General features: G+C 59.9%; 21 protein-coding genes and 1 pseudogene. 9 read left to right on the top strand and 13 right to left on the bottom strand.

The genetic code is table 11. The features are described 5' to 3' along the window. Positions 1–81: 81 nt before the first annotated feature. A pseudogene (locus Q7S58_RS06795) lies at positions 82–519 on the bottom strand (thiolase family protein); the annotation flags it as partial. Here Q7S58_RS06795 and Q7S58_RS06790 point away from each other — a divergent pair. Continuing rightward, a complete protein-coding gene (locus Q7S58_RS06790) occupies positions 485–1018 on the top strand; it encodes a CoA transferase (protein WP_370655465.1) in 534 nt (177 codons plus the stop codon). The pseudogene Q7S58_RS06795 and the gene Q7S58_RS06790 sit on opposite strands and share 35 nt — an antisense overlap. Before the next feature lie 336 nt (positions 1019–1354). On the opposite strand, the gene Q7S58_RS06785 is transcribed toward Q7S58_RS06790, so the two are convergent. Further along, positions 1355–3199: an NAD(P)/FAD-dependent oxidoreductase gene (locus Q7S58_RS06785; RefSeq protein ID WP_304822458.1), complete on the bottom strand. Its 1845-nt coding sequence runs from the start codon at positions 3197–3199 to the stop codon at positions 1355–1357. Between the two features lie 205 nt (positions 3200–3404). Next, positions 3405–3965 carry a pyridoxamine 5'-phosphate oxidase family protein gene (locus Q7S58_RS06780; RefSeq protein WP_304822455.1) on the bottom strand — a complete coding sequence of 187 codons (561 nt, stop codon included), beginning with the start codon at positions 3963–3965 and terminating at the stop codon, positions 3405–3407. Between the two features lie 183 nt (positions 3966–4148). Between Q7S58_RS06780 and Q7S58_RS06775 the strand changes: the two genes are divergently transcribed. Next, positions 4149–5381: a CaiB/BaiF CoA-transferase family protein gene (locus tag Q7S58_RS06775; RefSeq protein WP_304822452.1), complete on the top strand. Its 1233-nt coding sequence runs from the start codon at positions 4149–4151 to the stop codon at positions 5379–5381. 35 nt (positions 5382–5416) lie between these two features. Here the strand turns inward: Q7S58_RS06775 and Q7S58_RS06770 are convergent, their stop codons facing one another. Next, complete coding sequence (locus tag Q7S58_RS06770) at positions 5417–6301, bottom strand: LLM class F420-dependent oxidoreductase (RefSeq protein WP_304822449.1); 885 nt, start codon at positions 6299–6301, stop codon at positions 5417–5419. Positions 6302–6417: 116 nt separating this feature from the next. Here Q7S58_RS06770 and Q7S58_RS06765 point away from each other — a divergent pair, with 116 nt between their 5' ends. Continuing rightward, positions 6418–7275, top strand: coding sequence for an LLM class F420-dependent oxidoreductase (locus tag Q7S58_RS06765; protein WP_304822447.1), 858 nt, complete (start codon positions 6418–6420; stop codon positions 7273–7275). 265 nt (positions 7276–7540) lie between these two features. Here Q7S58_RS06765 and Q7S58_RS06760 read toward each other — a convergent pair whose 3' ends face one another. Next, positions 7541–9361, bottom strand: a complete 1821-nt coding sequence (locus Q7S58_RS06760) for an NAD(P)/FAD-dependent oxidoreductase (protein WP_304822444.1) — start codon at positions 9359–9361, stop codon at positions 7541–7543. Between the two features lie 179 nt (positions 9362–9540). Here Q7S58_RS06760 and Q7S58_RS06755 point away from each other — a divergent pair, with 179 nt between their 5' ends. Continuing rightward, positions 9541–9891: a hypothetical protein gene (locus Q7S58_RS06755; protein ID WP_304822441.1), complete on the top strand. Its 351-nt coding sequence runs from the start codon at positions 9541–9543 to the stop codon at positions 9889–9891. A gap of 95 nt (positions 9892–9986) precedes the next feature. Further along, positions 9987–10754 carry an SDR family NAD(P)-dependent oxidoreductase gene (locus Q7S58_RS06750; protein ID WP_304822437.1) on the top strand — a complete coding sequence of 256 codons (768 nt, stop codon included), beginning with the start codon at positions 9987–9989 and terminating at the stop codon, positions 10752–10754. 666 nt (positions 10755–11420) lie between these two features. Here the strand turns inward: Q7S58_RS06750 and Q7S58_RS06745 are convergent. After that, positions 11421–12161, bottom strand: a complete 741-nt coding sequence (locus Q7S58_RS06745; protein WP_304822434.1) for an FAD-dependent oxidoreductase — start codon at positions 12159–12161, stop codon at positions 11421–11423. Continuing rightward, on the bottom strand, positions 12127–13335 hold the full coding sequence (locus tag Q7S58_RS06740; RefSeq protein WP_304822431.1) for an acyl-CoA dehydrogenase family protein: 1209 nt from the start codon (positions 13333–13335) through the stop codon (positions 12127–12129). Before Q7S58_RS06740 ends, Q7S58_RS06745 begins: the two co-directional genes overlap by 35 nt. A gap of 108 nt (positions 13336–13443) precedes the next feature. Here Q7S58_RS06740 and Q7S58_RS06735 point away from each other — a divergent pair, with 108 nt between their 5' ends. Next, positions 13444–13668, top strand: a complete 225-nt coding sequence (locus Q7S58_RS06735) for a hypothetical protein (RefSeq protein WP_304822428.1) — start codon at positions 13444–13446, stop codon at positions 13666–13668. 212 nt (positions 13669–13880) lie between these two features. Then, positions 13881–14132, top strand: coding sequence for a hypothetical protein (locus tag Q7S58_RS06730; protein ID WP_304822425.1), 252 nt, complete (start codon positions 13881–13883; stop codon positions 14130–14132). A gap of 17 nt (positions 14133–14149) precedes the next feature. Here Q7S58_RS06730 and Q7S58_RS06725 read toward each other — a convergent pair whose 3' ends face one another. From Q7S58_RS06725 to Q7S58_RS06715, 3 genes are all read right to left on the bottom strand, one after another. Next, the gene (locus tag Q7S58_RS06725; RefSeq protein ID WP_304822422.1) at positions 14150–14320 is read right to left on the bottom strand and encodes a hypothetical protein; all 171 of its coding nucleotides are present in this window, start codon (positions 14318–14320) and stop codon (positions 14150–14152) included. A gap of 75 nt (positions 14321–14395) precedes the next feature. Then, entirely contained in the window at positions 14396–15367 is a 972-nt protein-coding gene (locus Q7S58_RS06720; RefSeq protein WP_304822419.1) for an alpha/beta hydrolase, read from the bottom strand. A 129-nt stretch (positions 15368–15496) separates the two neighbouring features. Further along, positions 15497–16096, bottom strand: coding sequence for a DUF1330 domain-containing protein (locus Q7S58_RS06715; RefSeq protein WP_304822416.1), 600 nt, complete (start codon positions 16094–16096; stop codon positions 15497–15499). Between the two features lie 133 nt (positions 16097–16229). On the opposite strand from Q7S58_RS06715, the gene Q7S58_RS06710 reads away from it, so the two are divergent. Then, positions 16230–18086 (top strand): NAD(P)/FAD-dependent oxidoreductase, encoded by a 1857-nt coding sequence (locus Q7S58_RS06710; RefSeq protein WP_304822414.1) that lies wholly within the window; start codon positions 16230–16232, stop codon positions 18084–18086. 303 nt (positions 18087–18389) lie between these two features. Here the strand turns inward: Q7S58_RS06710 and Q7S58_RS06705 are convergent, their stop codons facing one another. Beyond that, on the bottom strand, positions 18390–19616 hold the full coding sequence (locus Q7S58_RS06705; protein WP_304822411.1) for a CaiB/BaiF CoA-transferase family protein: 1227 nt from the start codon (positions 19614–19616) through the stop codon (positions 18390–18392). A 190-nt stretch (positions 19617–19806) separates the two neighbouring features. Between Q7S58_RS06705 and Q7S58_RS06700 the strand changes: the two genes are divergently transcribed. Then, the gene (locus tag Q7S58_RS06700; protein ID WP_304822409.1) at positions 19807–20727 is read left to right on the top strand and encodes an alpha/beta fold hydrolase; all 921 of its coding nucleotides are present in this window, start codon (positions 19807–19809) and stop codon (positions 20725–20727) included. A 74-nt stretch (positions 20728–20801) separates the two neighbouring features. Here Q7S58_RS06700 and Q7S58_RS06695 read toward each other — a convergent pair whose 3' ends face one another. Continuing rightward, entirely contained in the window at positions 20802–22010 is a 1209-nt protein-coding gene (locus Q7S58_RS06695) for a CaiB/BaiF CoA-transferase family protein (protein WP_304822406.1), read from the bottom strand. Next, positions 22010–22282: CoA transferase (locus Q7S58_RS06690; RefSeq protein WP_304822404.1), on the bottom strand; the 273-nt coding region annotated here is incomplete at its 5' end. The genes Q7S58_RS06690 and Q7S58_RS06695, both read right to left, overlap by 1 nt.

Raw genomic sequence — 22282 nt, 5'->3', positions numbered from 1 at the left:
AGCGGCGCCGGTGAGGTGGTCGAACATCGCACCGGCGCCGATGACTGAATAAGCGTAACAGCTCTGAACAAGGGCGAGCCAACGCGTCAGGAGCAGGCGTCCACAGAGCGGGCCGCCGCCCACGCCTGCCGCCGCGACCTCCAGCGGCCCCGCGACCTGCCGCACCCATAGTTGCAGGCAAGCTTCGTGGAGCAGGCAGTAGCCGTGGAGCCGCCCCGCCGACAGCTGGCCTCCGTTCGTGTTGAGCGGAAGGTCGCCGTCGAGCGCGATCCGTTTTCCGCCTTCGATGAATCGTCCGCCCTCTCCTCGTGCGCAGAAGCCGAGTGCCTCGAGCCAGACCAGCGTCAGGAAGCTGAAGCCATCGTAGAGGAGTGCGACGTCGACGTCGGCGGGCTTGAGATCGGTGCGCGACCATAGCATCGTAGCGGCGTCGCGCGCGGCCATCGTAGTCAGGTCGTCGAACTGGTCTCAGGAGGGGCGACCCCTGAGGCCACAACCTATCGCCTCGACTCGGATCGGCGGAATGACGCTCGCGGGCGGAATCGCGGCGGCGCTCTTTCATCGCGAGCGGACCGGCGAAGCGCAGGTCGTCGACGTATCACTTCTAGGTACGGCGATGTGGGTGATGTCCCCCGACGTCGTGGCGAGCAAACTGATCGGGCAGCCGCAACTTCCCCTCTCCTCGCGTGCATCTCGCCCGAATCCCGCGGTCAACAACTACCGGACGAAAGAAGGCCGTTGGCTGATGCTTGTCCACCTGCAGTCGGACCGCTACTGGCCCGACCTCTGCCAACGCCTCGGACGCCCGGACCCGGCCACCGATCCTCGATTCGCAAACATCGGCGCGCGCGCAAACAATGCCGATGGAGGGTCCGTGGGCCGCGATGCAAACGCCTCGCGAGTTGCACGACGATCCCCAGGTCGCCGCAGCGGATATCTGCAGGAGGTGGACGGGAAGGCCACCGCGGGAAAATACAGGGAATATCTTCGATTCGGGCTGGGTTCGAAGGTTTCGTAGAGTAGAAAATGCAGTCGCCAAGGGCGGTTTTTCGGAAAATTCCCTAAAATTTGGAGCAGGGAATTTATTTGAAAGAACAGGGAAGTTTCCGACGAATCAGGGAATTAAAATGAAGCCATCAGGGTATTGGTCCAAAGTACTTCGATTCTTTCTTCATCTCTTAAATGCCTAGCTCTAAACTCCAGTCCGCAGCCGGGCGGGCCGCCGGCGACGATCCGCCCGAGGCGCGCCGGAGCTGCCGAAGCTGAACGACGATTTTTGCGTCGTCGAACGTGGGCCGCATCTCCGGGGAGAGTTCGCGCCAGGCCGCCGGCCGCCATGATCCGAGCCTGACTCTTAGCTGAATTTCAACCCCTTCATCTCGCCGTCTGAGAGCCACCTATCGACGATCTTCTGGAACTCGATCGGTCCACCGCCGTACAGTCCTCCGACGAACCCTGGACCTTTATCCAGTTGACCTTCATTGTTGTAGTAGCCCGGAGTGCACTCAAGCTGGAAATCCAGACTTTTCGATTCCTTCTGCTTGATGGTTTCCAACCATTCAGCTTCTGCCTCGGCGGTTGGCTCAAGGCATCGCGCCTCATGCGCCTTAGCGTGCTGAATAACTTCGGTGATGTGGCGCGCTTGATCCTCGAGCATGTGCGGAAAGTTCGCGGTTACGGTGTTTTGCGTAATACCCATGTGAAAGCAGTTTGGGAAACCGGAACTATAGAAGCCGTGCAACGTCCTGATACCCTTGGACCAATGCTCGGTGAGTGACTTTCCGCCGCGGCCATACACTTCGAAGCCGGCGCGACGCGTATAGGCAGTGCCCACCTCGAAGCCCGTGGCGAAGATAATGCAATCCACTTCGTACTCGACGCCGTCGAACACCAGGCCTTTCTCGGTGATGCGCTCGACGCCTCGTCCCTGCGTATCGACCAGGGTCACATTTGGCCGGTTAAACGTCGGTAGGTATTCGTCGTTGAAAGTAGGGCGCTTGCAGAACTGACGATACCATGGCTTAAGCGCTTCGGCAGTCTTCTTGTCCTTTACAACTGCGTCCACACGCGCACGAACCTGGTTCATCTTGCGGAAGTCCGCCAACTCGATCATCAAGCGCTCGCGCTCTTCCGGTGAGGCGTTGGGATCATGCTTCACGGAGCTAAGGGCGGCCAGATGACGATTGATGTCAGTCCATCCATCCCCAACCTGGTCCGGTTCCAGTTTGCCGCCATGTGACAGGTCAGTAAAATCGACGGCAGCGTTGAAGTTGTTCATCCGCCGCTTTTGCCATCCGGGGGCCAGAGTCTTCACCCATTCCGGATCAGTCGGATGATTCAAGCGCTCATCGACAGACGACGGCGTGCGCTGAAAGACGTACAGATGCTGCGCGTACTGCGCGAGATACGGAACGCATTGCACAGCAGTCGCGCCGGTGCCGATCACAGCAACCTTCTTATCGGCGAGCTTATGCAAATTTCCGGTAGTATCGCCGCCGGTGTATGCGTAATCCCAGCGGCTGGTGTGGAAGGTGTGACCCTTGTAGGTCTCGATACCCGGAATTCCGGGCAGCTTCGGCCGGTTGAGTGGTCCGTTCGACATGATGACGAAGCGCGCCCGCATAATATCGCCACGGTTGGTGGTGACCATCCATCGGTGCTCTTCATCGTTCCAGGTGATGTCCTTGATCTGCGTCTGAAAGAGGGCATCGCGATATAAGTCGAATTTTTTGCCGATGCGGCGCGAGTGCTCGAGTATCTCAGGCGCATAGGAATACCGCTCCTTCGGGATATAGCCGGTCTCCTCCAGCAGCGGCAGATAGATGTAAGACTCGACATCGCATTGCGCGCCCGGATAGCGATTCCAGTACCAGGTGCCGCCGAAATCGCCACCCTTCTCGATGATGCGGATATTCTGCATACCCGCCTCGCGGAGTCGCGCGGCTGCCAGCAGGCCGCCGAAGCCGCCGCCGATGATCACCACTTCCACCGAATCGTTCAGTGGCTCCCGCGTGAAACCCGGATCGACATAGGGATCGTCGACGTAACGACTGAAGTCGCCCTTGGTCTCGACGTACTGCTGATTGCCGTCAGCACGCATGCGCTTGTCGCGCTCCTGCCGGTACCGGGCGCGGAGCGCCTCAGGGTCGAAATCGATTCCGGAAACTTGGCCGCCGTTGGATGAAGTATCGTTACTCATGAGGCAAACTTCCTTTTGGCGCGAGCGGAGCACACGCAAATTTTTGTATCTGCAAATTTTGTATCTGACGCAGCGTCGATAAGCTCACGGCAGCACTATAGATCAATCGAGAAAATAAACCAGAGATCGACGACGCCGTTGGATGACATCGACTGACTCCTTCAGGGGTGCGGGACGGTGGCTCGACGAGCATTCTTGCGCGTGGTCACTTGGCGCTGCGGGTATCGTCGGCGAAAATCCCGGTCGGCAGGCCGTCGATGCTTTCGAGGTTGTTCTGCTGCTGATACTTCACGACTGCGTCGTCGCCGCATTTCTGCCAGTACCTGCGCAGCGTATCCCGCTCCGCTACACCTTCGCGCGGCACGGCGTAGCCGCATGAGGTCATCGCGGTTTCGACTTCAATCTCCATGATTTGCCGCACGCCGGGCTCCGAAGGGAACATCGCAAAGTACTCGTTCCACCTGTCATCGCGCGGATGAATCGTGCGGCCGCGGCCATAGAGCCGCATGATGCGCGCGGTTTTGTCGAACGAGCAGAACATCACTGTGATGCGGCCGTTCTCGAGAAGATGGGCCGCCGTCTCATTGCCGCTGCCGGTCAGGTCGAGATAAAGCACGCGATTGTCATCGACCACACGGAACGTGTCCATCCCCTTGGGCGAGAGGTTGATACGTCCCTCGTGCGGTGCGGTCGCGACGAAGAAGACTTTCTGCTCCGCGATGAACTCTTTCATCTCGGCTGTGATGCTCTTGTGCCACTCGGACATAGGCGTTTTCCTCGAAATTCTCGGCTATCTCGTACCCTATGTCCGCCCGACCAGCCGATCAAATGTCAGGTTCGTTTCCGTGGCGTGCGGATCGATGCTCAAAAGTAATTTGAAATCTCTGTCCGATAGCGCCATGGTGATCGCTACTTCGCGCAGTATTCAGCCCAGGAGCGTGAGACTCTTATGAATGAAAATGATGGAGTCCTCGAAGGACTCAAAGTGATCGATTGCGCCACCTATGTCGCCGGACCCGCCGCCGCCACCATCTTGTCCGACTTCGGCGCCGACGTAGTAAAAATCGAACGACCGCCCGACGGCGATTTGTGGCGCACCTTCTCCTCAGTGCCAGGATATCCGAGTTCCGATTTCACGTACACCTGGCTTCTCACCAGCCGGAACAAACGAAGTATCGTGCTGGATCTCACCAAGAACGCCGGGCGCGACGCTCTGCTGCGATTGGTCGCCGGTGCCGACGTCTTCGTGACTAACTTCCAGCCGTCGCTGCTTGCCAAGTTTCGATTGACGTGGGAGGACCTTCGACCGGTCAATCAGCGCCTCATCTATGCGCTGCTTACGGGCTATGGCGAGCGCGGCGAAGATGCGGATTCGCCGGCCTACGACGGGCTCGCGTACTGGGCGCGCTCTGGTTTGATGACGAGCGTCACCGGCGCCGATGGAACCCCCTCGGGCGCGCGGCCCGCGATGGGCGATCATCCCACGGCCGCCACTTTGTTCGGCGCCATCATGCTCGGACTCTATCGGCGCGAACGCACGGGCCTTGGTTCCAAGGTCAGCACTTCGCTGATGGCGGCCGGCGCGTGGGCCAACAGCGTCGATTTCCAGGCGAAGCTTTCATCGGCGCGATTCCCGGTGCGCAAAGCGGGTGAGAGTCCGTTGAATCCGCTGATCGCCGCATACTTGAGCAGTGATCAACACGCAATGATCATCGCCCTGCTCGACCCTGAGCGCGAGTTCTCACGCTTGTGCGCCGCGCTGGATGAACCTGACCTCGCGACGAGTCCTTTGTTCGCCACCCAGGAGGCGCGGAAGGAAAACTCACCTGAGCTCCATGCGATTCTGCAATCGCAGTTCGAGACCAAGCCGCTCGGCCATTGGCGCGAGAAATTTCGCACCTACGACATCAAATGGTCGCCGCTGCCGACGCTCGACGAAGCGGTGCGCGATCCGCAAATGCGCGATTGCGGTGCGATCGTGAACGTCGACTATCCCGGCCACGGTGTGATCGAAACGGTGAGCAGTCCCGTCTTCATTGCCGATAGCGAGAAGCGAAAGCCGCAAGTGCCGCCCGAGTATGGTGAGCATACTCGCGCGATTCTGCAGGAAGCCGGATTTAGCGCGGGCGAAATCGAGCGGCTGATTCAGTCCGGTGCCGCAGTCGCTCGCGATCGCAAGTAAGGCATGCCTCTCAAAACTCGCGAGCACCCGACCCGCTAACGAAGCTTCGCGGCGGGCTCTATCCACTCGCGCGCGACCTGCTCGAGCGCTTCGGGAATCCTGGTGTCATCCCCGGGCAGGCGCACGAAAGGCACGAACTCCGCAACGCCGAGTTCGTGATACGCGCGCAGGTCCTCGGCGGTCACCTGGTTCTCATACGGTGAGATGATGATTTCCAGATCCGCGATATCGCGGCCGGCTTCGCTCATTAACGAACGGAGCGTCGCGATTTTTGCTGCGGCCTGTTCCGGGTTTAACTTGACGCCGAACCAGCCGTTACCCATGCGTGCGACCCGCCGCAGCGCCGGCATACTCTCGCCACCAAAGATAACCGGCAGCTTGGCGCCTTGCGGAGGTTTGGGAAAACTGCGGACGCCGTCAAAGCGGACGAACTCGCCCTTGTAGCTGGACTTTGGTTCGTCCCACAGCTTGCGCATCGCCTCGATATATTCGCAGGTGCGTTGCGCCCGTTTTTCAAACGGGATTCCCAGTGCGGCAAATTCCTCGACGGACCATCCGATACCAACCCCAAGCGCGAGGCGGCCGGAGCTAACGCGATCGAGACTCGCAATCACCTTTGCAAGCACCAGCGGATTGTGTTCCGCGACCAGGCAGATTCCAGTCGCCAGCCTGATGCGCTGGCTGAACGCGGCCGCGTACGTCAGTCCGATGAAGGGATCGAGAAGATCGATCGTGCTGCCAGCCATGAAGCGGCCGTCATCGGAATAGGGGTACTTCGATTCGTGGCTGTCGAACAGCACGACGTGTTCGGGCGCCCAGAGCGTCGCAAAGCCCAGCCGGTCCGCGTTTTCGGCGACTGCGCGAATCGTCGCCGGACGCGCCGCCTTCCCGATCCCGATTGCCGTCATTCCGATCTTCATGTTGCCCTCCGACTCTCTCGTTTATCTTTCCTTACTCGCTCAATGCCGCTAGTAAAAGATCTCGATCCGATCAATACATCGACTGAAGATCATAACTGCCGCGGGAGTTGTAAAATATGAAATTCGGAATTGCCTTCGCCAACTCGGGAGCTTTTAGCGAGCCTGCCCTGATGGGTCATCTGGCGACCACCGCCGAGCGATGCGGTTTCGAATCCTTCTGGACTGTCGAGCACGTCGTAGTGCCCGTTAAGCATATCCCTTACCCGGGAAGCAAAGACGGCCAAATGCCCGGGGGCGATACGGTGGCGATTCCAGATCCTCTACTACCCCTTGCCTATGTCGCGGCGATCACCAAGACCATCAAGCTCGCGACCGGAATACTAATCCTGCCGCAGCGACATCCGATTTACACCGCTAAGGAGGTCGCCACGCTGGACGTGTTATCCGGCGGACGGGCGATCCTTGGGATCGGAAGCGGCTGGATGAAAGAGGAATTTGAGGCGCTTGGAATCGATTTCCACCATCGCGGCGCGATGACCGACGAAGCTATCCGGGCGATGCGCGCGCTCTGGAGCGAAGGCACATCGTCGTTTGAAGGCAAGCACTTCAAGTTCGGCCCCCTTCATTCTTATCCAAAGCCGGTGAGGAAAAATGTCCCAATTCACGTCGGCGGCCATTCGCCCGCTGCTGCCAGACGCGCAGGGCGCTACGGCGACGGATTTTTTCCAACGGTGGTGAATCCGGAAAAATTGAAACCGCTTTTCGATCTGGTGAGAACCGAGGCGCAGAAGGCAGGACGCGATCCAGCCGATATCGAATTTACCTGCATGGCTCCATCAATGCGGCCGGACAATCTGAAGGCACTCGCAGACCTCGGCGTTGCGCGGGTCGTGATGACCCCGCCGGGCACGAAGCCCGAGGTCATCACGCGAACACTCGAGAAGTTTCAGGAGGAAATCATCGCGCGGATATAGCCGACGAGTTCGACGCCGGGCAAGCGCTTGCGTCACGGCGATGCCGCATTGAGCGAGCCATTTCCACTTTTGCTACTCTGAGGCGACGGATGCGACGCCGAAGAGTCCCGCCTCTTTCTTTTGCCTCGCCCGCTTTGTTGCGGGAGAGGCGCGCCGAAACGCGTCAAGCGATGAGGCGGGTGAGGGTGCAGTGGGCGCAAGGAAACGGCCCGGAAAAATCAGGATACGCATCGCAAAGGACTCGCGACAAAAAATTCCCAGTCGCTCAGCCTAACTCGAGGCCCTCAAGATCGCCCTTCTCGCGCCATTTGGCCATCAGCGCGTTGAAGGCGTTGATGCCCGGTGCATAGACTCCGCCAAATAGGCCCTCGCCGCCATCTTCGAAATGGCCCTCGTTGTTGTAGTAGCCGGGCGTGCAGTTCGAGAGAAAGCGCGCCGCGACCACCGCCAGACGTTTGATTTCCGCGACCCACTCCTCCTCCGCTTTTTTAGTCGGCTGCGAGTAGCGAAGGCCCCGGTCCGTCACCTGTTTGATGATGTAGCCAATGTGCTGGGCCTGGTCGTCCAGCACCGACGTCAGGTTCACCGACGTGCCGTTTTGCGACGGGCCCAAGATGAAGCAGTTCGGGAAGCCATGACTGGAGAAGCCATGATAGGTCTTCATCCCGTCGGCCCAATAGTCGGTCAAGGTTTTGCCGCCCATCCCGATCACCTCGTAGCCCGCGCGACGAGTCCACGCCGTGCCGACCTCGAAGCCGGTGGCGAAGATGATGCAATCGACGTCGTACTCGACGTCGTTCGCCACGATGCCAGTCTTGGTGATCCGCTGCACGCCCTGATACTCGCTGGTGTCGATTAGCTTGACGTTGGGTCGGTTGAAGGTCGGCAGATAGTCGTCGTTGAAGGTCGGCCGCTTGCAGAACTGACGGTACCAAGGCTTCAGCGCCTCCGCGGTGGCCGGATCGGCGACGGTAGTCTCGACCCGAGCGCGGATGCCGTTCATCTTCTGAAAGTCGGCGATTTCCATCAGCATCGCCGTTTCGCGTTTCGACATTTGGGCGGCCTTGGCAGTCTTTTTCGCCGCGATTCCGAGGTTGCGGAAGATGTCGGTCCAGCCGTCGTTAACCAGGTCCTTCTCGACCGGGACACCGATGACCATATTGTTGAAGTTCTCGCGCCGCTCCCGCTGCCATCCGGGCTTCAGGCTCTGCGCCCACTCAGGATCGGTGGGCCGGTTGCCGCGAAGATCCACCGACGACGGCGTGCGCTGGAATACATAGAGCTGCTTGGCGTACTCGCCGACGAACGGCACGCACTGGATGGCCGTGGCGCCGGTGCCGATCACTGCGACGCGCTTGTCGGCGAGCTTGGTCAGTCCGCCCGAGTGATCGCCGCCGGTGTAATCGTAATCCCAGCGGCTGGTGTGGAAAGTGTGGCCCTCGAATTCCTCGATGCCCTTGATGGCCGGCAATTTCGGACGGTTCAGCGGTCCGGTGGCCATGACCACGAAACGGGCCCGCATGATGTCGCCGCGATCGGTCGAGATGATCCATCGCGCATTGTCTTCGTCCCAGCGCAGTTCCGTCACGCGCGTCTGGAACAGCGCATTGTCATAAAGGTTGTAATGCTTTGCGATCCGCTGCGAGTGCTCGTAGATCTCAGGCGCGAAGGAGTATTTCTCTTTCGGCGTATAGCCAAGCTCCTCGACCAGCGGCAGGTAGCAATAGCTTTCGATATCGCACTGAGCGCCGGGATAGCGATTCCAATACCACGTGCCACCGAAGTCGCCGCCCGATTCGATGATTCGAACGTCCTTGATGCCTGCTTCGTGGAAGCGCGCGCCGGCCAGCAATCCGCCGAAACCTCCTCCGATGACGACTACATTGACCTCGTCGGTAAGCGGAGCGCGGTCAAAAGGCTTGACATACGGATCGTCCAGATAATGCGCGAACTTGCCGGTGATTTCGACATATTGCGCGTTGCCGTCGGTGCGAACACGCTTGTCGCGCTCCTGTATGTACTTCTGCCGCAGGGCGTCCGGATCGAAATCCAGCTTCAAATCAGCGATAAAACTCTTATCGTCCATTTTTCCTATCCTGCATGTCTTCGGATTCTCTTTGTTATAATAGACCCAGAAACAAACACAAGCCTCGGGCGGCATCGGGCAGACGGCTCTTTGCGATATCCGCGGCCCGCATTAACCTTGCCCGCCAGCAGCCTCTGAGGTAAGTGGACTGAAAGGTTTGCCCGCGGAGGTCATCGGTCATGCGACTTTTTCGTCTTTATAGCGGTGATGATCAGCAATCCCATCTGGAAGAATTGAAGATGCCGTTCGCGCCAGGGCAAATCGCCGAGCAAACGCCCTTGCAACCAGCCACCGGAGTGATCTTCACCCGGATGGCGCCGGGGGCATTCGTCGATTGGCATAACGCGCCGCGCCGCCAATACGTCATTACCCTGGCCGGCGGCGTTGAGATCGGGCTGGGCGACGGCTCGATACATCGCTTCGGACCCGGCGAAGGAATTTTGGCAGAGGACCTGACGGGCAAGGGTCACACGACCCGGGCCGTCGGCGACGAGCCTCGCATCATGATGATTGTCCCGCTGAAAGACTGAATCTCTACGATGCGTTTTCTCAACCGTAGGGGACGGCTGCTGCGGCGCTCGATGCAGTAGCGACGGCCCGGCAAGATGCTCGCGCGGAGGTGGTCATGACTTCCGAACTTTCTGGCAAGGTGGCGCTAGTGACTGGTGGCGCATCCGGGATCGGCCGCGCATCTGTTATAACTCTGGCTGACGCGGGTGCTGCAGTTGCGGTGCTCGACCGCGAGGAAACCGGAGCGAACGCGGTCGTGACTCAGGTCAAACAGTCGGGCGGCAAAGCGTTGGCCGTCGTGACCGATCTGAGCGACACCAGCCGGATTCCGGATACGGTCGCGCATGTTCTGCAGGAATTCGGACGAATCGACTTTCTTATCAACTGTGCCGGCGTCGCTGGAAAGTTCCAACCCCTGCTTGAGATTGACGACCAGAACTGGGACTTCGTGCACACCGTGAATCTGAAGGCGCCGATGCTGCTGATGAAGCATGTCGCGCGTCACATGATCGATCGTGGCGGTGGCGGCCGTATCGTCAATGTCAGTTCAAGTTCCGCCTTCCGCGCGCGCAATTCTCCAATCGCCTATGCGACCTCGAAAGCGGCCATCGTCCAGTTGACGCGCAGTGCCGCGGCCGAGTTGGGCCGCTATGACATCAACGTCAACGCGATCGCGCCGGGGATTACGGCCACCGGGATGACGCAAGGGTTTGGCGATGCCGCCGCGCTAGAGCGCATCGCCTCGAGCGGTCCGCTGGAGAACCTTTTCCATCGGGTCTCCCAACCTGAAGACGTCGCGGCCGCGGTGTTGTTTCTCTGCATTCCAGCCAGCCGGCAGATTACCGGTCAAACGATCCATACGAGCGCCGGCGCGGTCGTTTGATTCGTGATCGTCGGCGCACGCCACTTCACGACCAGCTTCCACGGCTTCGTTCCTAGGAGCGACCAGAGGCCAGAAACCTGCTCTCACTATTAGCGCAGAGACATATAGTACCGTTTTCGGATTGTGTGATTCCGGCGAACGAATTGAGCGGTCCCCGCCCTCTTAGCGTCGCTCGCATTCGGAACAAGGAACTGCCCGCCCATCCGGGTGATGAGCCAAAATTCCGACTTCTCTTCTACCTGGGCGACGAGCCCGAAATATCGGAGCTTCTGAAAGTTCGCGTATGCCGTTCTCGAGAGGTGGAGGTCGCGCTAAAGCAGAAACTCCTTCCGATTGTGTTCGTGTACGGATTCTTCAGGTTGGGCGGCCTACTCAAAATCAGCGCGGCTTTGAGATGTTCTCAAGGCGGTGCTATAGAGGGACCATATCGCTGAGACGTGCGCAAAGGCGTGTCTTTTTGCGGCGTCCGAAAGAGCGACTGGTCTTGCCGAGAATCGACTTCCATCCATCTTCTCGGCGGCGGCAGCGTCGCGATGCTGACCGCGGTCTGCGCGGGTAGTCGGGTGCCTCCTGCCCAAATCAGGTCCACGAGTACGATGTACAGATCGTAGATGCTTCCGCCCGTGCGTGCCAGCGAATCAACCCTCGCCTCGTCTCAGCGAAGCCTCAGGATCGCGCCCTGACTTTCGAGCCGATTCTGCACAGCTTGACGTCCAGTGCAGCGGGCTCGATCTCCGCGCCCACCGATAACGCCGCGGCAACACCCGCAGCCTCGCCAGTCGCCATACACGGCGGAATCTCCTTGGTCGCGTGATGCACCCGATGGTCCACCGAGATGCAACGGCCAGCGACGATCAGGTTCGTGAACTGCGCTGCGAGCAGCGAACCGTACGGGATGTAGTAGAGCGATTCGTACTTGGTCCAGTTGCCAGTGATCGCGATTACGTCATCGCACGGTTGGTCGACCTCGTCGCGCGCGAGCACGTGGCGACCCACCAGGCGGCGGCTTTCCGTAACGCCGAGCTGATCCGCGATATGGCAGATGTGAGCGTGCTCGAAGCCGGGAATTTCCGCGCGCATGCTGTCCACCTGCTCCATCACGCGCCTGCGGCAGGCCAGCTCCGCGTAACTCAGATCGTCGGGATCGGTCGCATCGATTTTGCGCGCCACGCGCTCGGTCGCGCCCCATGGCAGCAGCACACGCCCGTCGCCGAGCGTGCGAAAGAACCATCCGCCTTTCTTGATCGCGGCCTGGGCATCTTCGACGCCGCCCATCGTAAACCACAACCACGGCAGCACTGCTTCTTTTTCGTACGGCGCGCCGGCCGAGGTGAAGATGTCGCCGTCGCCGTATTCCTCCCGGGTCTGAGGTTCAAAACGGGTTCTCGGTCGCCAAGCCAAGGGCATGGCGGCCAAGCTGTTCGGACACACGGTCCGGGTGCGCGTTAATGTGCAGAGGCATAGCCTGAAAGTCGCGGTAGCGCCGCTCGAACGACTGCCCCTCTCGCAGACCATTGCCGCCGAGCACCCGTAGGATCAGGCGCATGGCCTCGTCGCACAGGCGGAGCGCGATCATGCTGGCCCCGAGCTGTTCCAGGTAATCGCCCTCCGTCGGAGTTTGATGCGCCGCAATGCGGCTGTCCGTCCGGGCGCAGGCGTCATAGACGGCGGCGCGCGCAGCGGCGATTAGCGCGACTGCCTGACCCAGATTTACGTGGATTGTGGGCCGCTCTGTCATCTTTACTCCCATGATGGCGACTCTGCCTTGAATGCCGCTGCAGGCTTCCTTTAGCGCGGCGTCGGCGACGCCGACCGCCATACAGCCCAGCCAAAGGTCGGAGAGGGCCACCCAATCCTCGCGATAGCGGTGATCGATGACCGGATAGGCAGGATCGCGGAAAACTTCACGGTAACGCAGCGGAAACTGCACTACGCTCGAGAGGGGCGCACGCACTTCCTCGTAGTGCACGTGGTCGGTTGCGGAGGCGCGAAGGCTCATCGCCTTCCAGGTTGGGTCGATGCGCACGCCGCGCTGATCTGTGCGCACCAACGTTAAGTGGGGCACGCGCTCGCCCTCGAAGACGAAGGTGACGCCCGCGTAATCGGAGTAGCGTCCGCCAGAGCCGAAGGAGGCGATGCCATTCAACACGACCTCCTCCCCCTCCACTCGACCGATCACTCCGGTACCCGCGCCGGCTGGCAGGCAGACCCAGAGCCGGTTGGTCGTGATGCTGCGCAGCAACTCAATATGAGCGGGCCCCAGAAGGCCACAGTAGAAGTGGAATACACACAGGTGGTTCCAAAGGCACCAGCCCGTCGAGCCGCAGGCGGCGGCCACAGCTTCCAGCTCTCGTCCGATGGCGGCGATGCCGCTTTCGAGGCCGCCCAAGTCCCTTACGGCGGACATCCGCATGACGTCGTTTGACTTCAATCCCGCGATTACAGCGGGAGAGATGGAGCGGGTGGCGTCGGCCTCTGCTGCTTGCCCCGCGATCAAGGAGAGCAGCGTGGCAACCTGTAGTTTGGCCGGATCGGTAGCTTCGTGTGACTCGCAACTATGCTTGCTCGATGGGATTCCCATTTTCGTGCTCTCTTTTGGTTACCGTGCGGCGAACCATGCTGCGAAGTATTAAAGAAGTGACGAACGCCGGCCCGATTGAAAACGCCGAACACTCGCACGAAAAATTCCATGTTCCTCAAAATTCGTTTTACTCCTCGGGGACAAAACGACAAAACAGAGCTGAACCGTTCAACCTCCCAAGCTATCGTTGATGCGGCATCGGCCGTCCACTTGCGAGGGGTGTGTCATACCGGTCAGGATCGACAAGTGAAAAATGAAAGCGAACCGACGCTCCATGGCGCGATCTGGCGATTTCTCGCGCCGGCTATGACGAGCATCTCAACGGACATCTGAGCAATTTCCTTTCGCGGCTCAGTCAGGAGCGGGAGGTCAGGTCACCGGGCGCAATCTCATCCATACGCGTACAAACAAGGAGAACCGTTATGGGCGATTCAGAACATCGCGTACTCGACCTGCCGCTGATGTCTTTCGCAACAGATCAGGAAATCGCTCGACTCAGGGCCTCAGATCAGTGGCGGCGAGAGAGTCGGGCGGTGCTCACGCTTATGAAAAATTCTAGAGTCACAATCATGCTCGTTGCGCTGCACGCGGGTGCCGTGATGAAAGAGCATCGCGCCGCCGGCCCTATGACGCTCGCGGTAATCGAGGGATCGATCCACTTCAAGGCCTGCGGAGAGGAACTGGTAATGCGCCGCGGCGGGTTGCTGGCACTCGGCGATGCTATCCAACACGAAGTCGAGGCGCTCGAGGAGAGCGCATTTGTCCTAACCGTGAACAAACCAGCGAAACAGACCTGAACCGCGCGCGAACAGAATCAGCTTTGTGTCAAATCTGAGAGGCGCTGCGATCTTGCCTCCTGGTCTTTGTTGCCGAGGGAGGTGCGCCATTTGTCCCGGCCCGAACGCGACGATTTCACAGCTACGCCATGCCGAAGTTCGGTCATTTCATCGGCGATAACGAGCGCGGTGGCGGCGCTGAACTTCATTTAACCCTTCCCCTGTCTGATCGGCGGTTCCCTGTCGGGCGCCAGACCGCGATCATCTTGCGATTAAGACCGCGATCATCTTGCGGTATCGTGAAGTGCGCGCTTGAGCGCGTTATCCCGGTCAGCCTTGAATTGCTTTGACACCATTGCCGATGGAGCGAAGAGATCGAACCCATGAAACGCTCCAGGGTAAACGTGGAGTTCAGTAGGCACGCCCGCCTGGATGAGGCGCTGCGCGTACTCGATATTCTCGTCCACAAAAAGATCGAGTGTGCCGACCGGAATGTAAGCGGGCGGCAGATTTGTCAGATCGGTTGCCCGCGCCGCCGCCGCGTAGGGCGATACGTCCGCCCCGCCCCCGTCGCGGCCCAGGTAGGCTTTCCAGCCCAACTGGTTGCTCTCGCGATTCCACATGCGCGGGTCAGTAATCGCGTGGCTGGCAGGGGTGACGTTACGATCGTCGATCATGGGGTAAATGAGAAGTTGAAAAGCGACCTGCACTTCGCCTCGATCGCGGGCCATCAACGCCAACCCCGCGCACAAGCCACCCCCTCCGCTGGCGCCGCCAATGGCGATGCGCGCCGGCTCAACGCCAAGCTCGTCGGCATGGGCAAACAGCCACTTTAACCCGGCGTAACAATCCTCGACCGGCGCTGGAAACGGATGTTCAGGCGCCAATCGATAATCGACCGATACGCACACGCATCCGATTCTCTTGACGAGTTGCATCATGAGTCGGTCGTCCTGCTCGATGTCTCCCATCACGTATCCGCCGCCGTGAATCCAGTACAGCGCGGGAAGCTTGCTGGTTTGATCGTTTGGCTTATAGACGCGGACCCGCACGTCAGGATCGCGTTGAGAACCGGGCACCAATCGATCCTGGCTGGTTACACCCTCGACCGCGGGCAAGTTCTTAAGCATCGCGGTCACCATTTTTTTCATTCCGGCCCGCGCTTTTGGGATCTCGTTGAGATTCATCGGGCGATCAGTCGGCAACTTTTCCACCACCGCTCTCAGCTCCGGGTCTAATTGATCGATGAAATTCATATTTAGATCTCCTTCAGCGGTAATTCACTAACATCGCGAAGGTTATAATAGTCAAGCAGGCCAGTACGCCTTGCACCGCGACGTGTACCGACCGAGCGGCGCGGAACGGATCGCGCCGGAACGCCAGCATTAAGAGCTGAAGTCCCGCTGCGACACGCAGATCAGAAGTTGCCCCTCGAGGCCAGCCGCTCGGTGCACGCCGATCTCGGCGACTTCGGGAGAAGTCGCGATCTTCACAAACGCCGCCAGCGAGGGATATTCAACAAGTCCCACGATGTCCCAGAGGTTTTCCACTTCGCCGACGGGCAAATACTTTATGTCGCCGCCAAAGAGAAATTTTCCGCCCTCGCGCTCGACAATCCTGCGCATCGCGTCCGCGTAAATCCCGTATGCCTGTGGGCCGGTGAGATCGCTTTTGCGGCCATCAGCATACTGCGCCTTAAGTCGGAATTTCAGCAGGTTGAGCATGACGATCGGTTTGATCGAGGGATCCTTGCGGAGCGTCTCGATCTGGTCAGTGAGCGGATAGAGTGCGTTTTCGACTTTCATATTCCCTTCTCCTAAAAAGTTCCGCGTATGAATTAGTGCAAGACGCGGGTCACCGCAGCCGGTCGATCCTCTTGCAGGAAGTGCCATCACCGCTGACATTAAAGCGCGTGAGGGGCGAGCTCCGTATTCAGTGAAATACAGTTCGGCAGATTGCAATACGCTCAGTATATTGAGTGACAACACATTCCTCGAGTAGTTCGCGACGTGCGCTGGCTGACCACAGCGCGTCGCGGATTCATCGGTTGCTTTCGCAAATTCCTGATTTTCGCTAAAGAATCGTTCTGAGCAACAACGAACTCACGAGGAATCTAAAATGAACGCGGCAGTCCGTATCGACCCTGAGACAGGCCTGAAAGTCTTCAACACGCGAGCGGCCAAGGCGTCCGAAAAGATTGGCGGCAAGGGCTATTCCGTCCTCACCGATCAGAAGCTGAAGGAGCTGCCGGAAATGCCGGCTGGCGCGACCTTCGATTCGGAAGAGCAGGCCAAGTACCGCGCGTTCAAGGAAGCCCGACGCGGCGCCGCCGACTACATGGGCATGGAAGGCGAGTTCAAGAAATATCTGGACGACGTCTATTCGGAGCCGCCGATCCCGCGCGAAGCGCTGATCGACGAGTGCGAGATCCTGGTGGTCGGCGCCGGCTTCGGCGGACTACTGCTGTGGCACCGGCTGAGCGAGGCCGGCTTCACCGACGTGCGTTTCTGCGAGAAGGGCGGCGACGTCGGCGGCACCTGGTACTGGAACCGCTATCCCGGCATCGCCTGCGACGTCGAATCCTACAGCTATCTGCCGTTGCTCGAGGAGATGGGTTACATCCCGTCGATGAAGTTCGCCTCGGGCTTCGAGATCCTCGAATACTGCCAGAACATGGCCCAGAAGTTCGGGTTCTACGACCACTGCCTGTTCCACACGACGGTCTCGGCGACGACCTGGGACGAGGCATCCGGCCGCTGGATCGTCGAGACGGATCGCGGCGACAAGATGCGTGCGCGCTTCGTGATCCTGGCCAACGGTATCCTGACGACGCCGAAACTGGCGCGCATCGCTGGCATGGAGAAGTTCCAGGGCGAGTCCTTCCACACCTCGCGCTGGAACTACAACATAGACCTGCGCGGCAAGAGGGTCGGCATCATCGGCACCGGCGCGACGGCCGTGCAGGCGGTGCCGGAGCTGGCCAAGATTGTCGGGCAGCTCTATGTGTTCCAGCGCACGCCGTCCTCGATCGACGTGCGCGACCAGCGCGCGACGACAGACGAGGAGCGGGCGACCTGGGCCAACGAGCGCGGATGGGCCCGGGCAAGGCGCGCGCGCTTCTCGAAGATCTCGGCCGGGCGCACCGCGATCCAGGCCAACGACGATTACTTGGCGGGCAAGATTCAGGACATCAGGAAGCCCAAGAAATACGACCGTGAGCTGACCCAGGAGGAGCTGACCCAGAAGCAACTCGATTCCAACTTCCGCATCATGGAGCAGATCCGGGCGCGCGTGGACGCGATCGTCAAGGACCCGAAGACGGCGGCGGCGCTGAAGCCGTACTATCCGTATGGCTGCAAGCGGCCGACCTTCCACGACGAATACCTGCCGGCGTTCAACCTGCCGCACGTTCATCTGGTCGACACCGCGCCGCGCGGCGTGTGCGAGATCAACGAGCGCGGCGTCGTCCACGAGGGGGTCGAATATCCGCTCGACGTGCTGATCTACGCGACCGGGTTCCAGTGGATGGGCACCTCGACCTTCAACATGGTCACCGGCCGCGGCGGCCGCACGCTGAAGGAGAAGTGGGAGACCGAGGGGACCAAGACGTTCCTTGGCCTGCATAGCCACGGCTTCCCCAACCTGTTCATCGTCACCGGTCCGCAGGGCGGCGGCGGCAGCTTCAACTTCACCGACGCGATCGACGCGCACGGTGACTATGTCGTGTGGCTGCTGCAGACCATGCGGGAGCGCGGCGCGCGCATCGTCGATGTCCGCAAGGAGCCTGAAGATGCGTATGCGGAGCATTGCCGCGACGTCGACCTCGCGACTGCACCGCTGCGCGATTGCATCTCCTACTATAACGGTGAAGGCAACGCGGCACCGGGCAGCCTCGCCTACTACGGCGGCGGCAAGTGGCATAAGCACCGCCTCGCGGCGCAGGCGACGCTAGAGCCCTATCTGTTCGAAGGCTGAGGTCCAAGGTTTCGGTCGCGGCCGAGTGAGGATGCACGTCGCGGGGCCTATACCGTAGTAGCTCCTCGCAGCAGCTGGGTAGCGCGAACTCCAGGAAGGCGCTGCGCCGTTTCCGGGGCACGGCGTGGCTGACCCAAAACCCGAAAACCAGGACAGCGATAAGTTGAGGCGGCGGCGAATCTCTCATCGAACAGGGAAGCGGCTTTGATGCGCCGACGCGGCCCGATCTCCAACAGAAGTGGAGTGGTCCTGCATGCTTCGGCTGCTCGTGCCGGGAGCGATGCTCGAGACCTTTATTGACGGCTAACGCGGCAACGATCGGAGCACACCTTCTTGCTCCAGGCGTGCGACGCTATCAGGGCTGTAGCCGAGATATGACGAAAGAATCCGCTCGTTGTGTTCGCCCAGGAACGGCGCCTCGAGCTCGAGCCGATCAGGGAATGCCGAGAAGCGGAGCGGAAAGCCGGGAATCTGCAGCTCGCCCAGGATGCGATCATGCACCGTCTGCACCGTCTGCCGTTCGACCAGATGCGGATGCTTCATCGCCTGCTCGACGGTTAGCACCGGAGCGGAAGGTATTCGCGCTTCGCGCAACAGCTCAACCGCAACTTCGTCACTCGGAATCGATTGCAGCCAGCTCTCGATCACCTTGATAATCTCCGCGCGATTTTTGAGCCTGCTCGTATTGTCAATGAAGCGCGGATCACGGCCCAGCTCCGGCCGGCCCATCAGCTCGCACAGCTTGACCCAATGATGGTCGAGCCAGGCAAAAACGAAGATGTAGCCCTCGCGCGCTTTGAACATCCCGGCCGGCGCGAGAACTGAGTAGTGAAGCCCAGTTCGGACCGGCTTGGCCGAGCCGCCGCTCGCGCTAATCGATTGCACCCAGATGTCGTGGTAATGGAAGTAGGCGTCCACGAGCGATATATCGACGTACTGGCCCTCGCCGGTGCGCTCGCGATGCAGTAACGAGCAGGCGATCGCCGCAAGTCCGTGCACTCCGGTAGATACGTCGCCGATCGCAAGCATCGGCGGAAAATGTGGGCCACCCTCCTCGCCGCTCAAGGAGGTCACTCCGGCATAAGCCTGTCCCATGAAGTCGTAGCCCGGATCGTGAGCAAGCGGTCCCTGCTGGCCAAAGGTGGAGACCGAGCACATGACGATCTTTGGATTGATGCCGCGGACGGTCTCGTAATCGAAGCCCATCCGGCGGATCACGCCAGGCGCAAAATTTTCGACCAGCACGTCCACCTTCGCGATCAACTCGCGGATGATCGTTTTGCCGGCTTCGATTCGCGGGTCGAGACAAAGGCTCAACTTTCCGCGATTCTGCTGGACGAAGTAGCCGCTGCGTTCGTTCCTGATAAATGGCATCGAGCGCGAGCGGTCGCCGTCGGGTGCAAGTTCAACCTTGATAACCTCGGCGCCCATCTCGGCCATCAGCTTCGTGACCGTCGGACCAGCGACGAATTGCGTGAAATCAAGCGCCTTGTAGCCGTCGAGCACGTGTTTCTGCCCGTTGAGTGCCATGATGAACCATCCTCCTTGTCGGGAAGAATGGTGTCTTACCGCATTCGCGCCGAGCCTGCCAGCCGCGAAAACGCGGCGGGAAGATTCCTCCCTCAATCGCAACTGCTTGCCCGGCTATTTCGGGTTTGCTAGACCTCGGACGTACACGCGCGGCTGTTATCGCAGTCGAAACAGACCAGGAGCGTTATGCATGCTGACCGTTGCTGAGCAACTCGAGCATCTCGAACTCACTGCCTACCACGCTGGACTGAAACTTCCCGAAGTCGTCCTCCCCGAATCGCATCATATCGTGATCCATCGGATGCGGTTCCATTACCTCGATTGGGGGACCGCCGGGCGTCCGCCGATCTTGTTTCTCCACGGCGGAGGCCTCAATGCTCACACTTGGGACGTCATCTGCTTGATGCTGCGGACGGACTATCACTGCTTCGCGCTTGACCAGCGCGGTCACGGCGATAGCGAATGGGAACCGACGTCTAACTACAGCCACGAGAGCCAGGTCGGCGACGTCGAAGGCTTTGTCGATGAACTCCAACTCAAGAAGCCGCTCGTGGTGGCGCATTCGATGGGTGGGTTTGCGGCGCTCGGCTATGCGCTCGAGCACGCGTCGAGCTTGAGCGGGCTCGTGCTGGTCGACGTTGGACCGGAACTGAATCTGAGCGGTTCCAAACGGATTCGCGATTTTATCAGCCAGGATCGCGTGCTGGATTCGGTGGACGCGTTCGTCGAACGTGCGATGGCGTTCAACCCTCGGCGCAACCCGACTCTGCTGCGGCGCAGCCTGCTCCACAATCTGCGGCAACTGCCCAACGGCAAGTGGACCTGGAAACACGATCCGAACCGGATGTCGATGGCGGGTGACTTCGTGCAGGAGAGGCTCGCTCGGGCGAGACAGATCCTCGACGACATTCGCAAGATATCGTGTCCGACGTTGGTGCTGCGTGGCGATCGGAGCGACGTCTTCACTGATGAGAATGCGTCCAAATTCGCCGCCGCACTGCCGCATGGCCGCTGGGTTAAAGTCCCTAACGCCGGCCACACGATTCAGGGCGACAATCCCGCGGGACTGCTGCAAGCGCTGAGGCCTTTTATCAAGGAAATCGGATTGTAGCGCGACCACCGCTCCAAGATTCAACTCGGAGACAGATCAGCCCGGACACTGCGTCCCAATATGGTGAGATGCACCTATTGCAGCGCGCCGGCTGCGACCAACTCCGTTATGCGATCTTCGTCGTAACCCAGAATCGATTGAAGAACGTATTGATTGTCGCCGCCGATGGTAGGCGCAGGCGCCGGAACCTTGGCGGGCGTGCGCGAAAGAAGAAAGCGCGGCCCTTCAATCACGGTTTTGCCGAGAGCGGGATGTTCGATCTCAATCAGGTATCCGCGGCTCGCCAGCTGCTCGTCCTCGCAGACTGCTCTGCTATCCTTAACCGCAGCCGCCGGAATGCCCGCGGCTTGTAGCGCGACCTCCACCGCCTCAGCGGTCAAACCGATCGTCCAGGCTCCGATGACTTGATCCAATTGTCCGCGATTACGATGACGATCGGACAGCATCGCAAAGCTCTCGTTGTTCACCAGGTCATCCCGGCCCATGACGGAGCATAACCTGCGCCAATGTTCCTCTGTCAGGCAGGCAATCGCCACCCAGCTAGCTTGACCGAGCGCGGGATAGACACCATGCGGCGCATAATTCGGATCGTCGTTTCCGAGACCCTGCGCGACTCGCGCGTTGGTCGCGCAATCAAGTAGCGCCGGAGAGAGAAAATGTAGCGCAGACTCTGCCTGCGACTGATCGATATATTGACCTTTGCCGGTGCGCCTGCGGTAATCGATCGCCGCGAGAACCGATACCGCGCCGAACCGCGGCGCGATGTAATCAGTGTAGGCACCGAATGGCCCCGATGGCGCCCGGTCCGGCCATCCGCAGAGATTGTAGAAGCCGGAAATCGCCGCGGCCATATTGCCGAACCCGACAAAACCGGACAGCGGACCGGTCTGCCCCATCAGGCACGAGCTCAGCATGATGAGATCGGGTTTGATCACACGCAAAGATTCATAGTCGAGCTTCCACGCTCGCATCGCCTTGGGCGAAAAAGACTCACACACCACGTCAGCCCAGCGCACAAGGTCGAGCACCACGTCTCGCGCCTGGGGCTTACTCAGGTCGAGTCCGAGGCCGAGCTTGCCTGCATTGTAGGTTCCAAACAGGCCCGAACCGTCGGTCGCTGGCTTATTTTTGTAAAACGGACCAACCGTACGAGCGCCATCTATTCTGCTGGCTGATTCGATTCGGACCACCGTCGCACCGTAGTCTGCCAGCGTCCTCGTCGTACCCGGCCCCGCCAGCGCCCACATGAAGTCGACAATTTTGACATCCTCGAGCGGCAACATCAGATTATACCTCTTCGCGCCAGGTCCTCGATTCTCGCAGCCGACAATCCCAACTCGTTGGAATAGACCTCGTGATTGTGTTCTCCGATTAGCGGCGGGCGTCGGCGGTAAACGATCGGCGTTTCACTGAACTTTGCGAACGGCCCGGGATACGGGAACGAGCGACCCAGCTCCGGATGCTCGAGCATCTGCCAGTATTGCCGGGACTTGAGTTGAGGACTCGCAAGAACTTCACTGACCGTTGCGATCGGAGCGATCAGGAATCCGCGTTC

This window comes from Candidatus Binatus sp., assembly GCF_030646925.1.
In the GTDB taxonomy this organism is placed as follows: Bacteria; Desulfobacterota; Binatia; order Binatales; family Binataceae; genus Binatus.
This window is presented reverse-complemented; position numbering and strand designations above follow the sequence as displayed.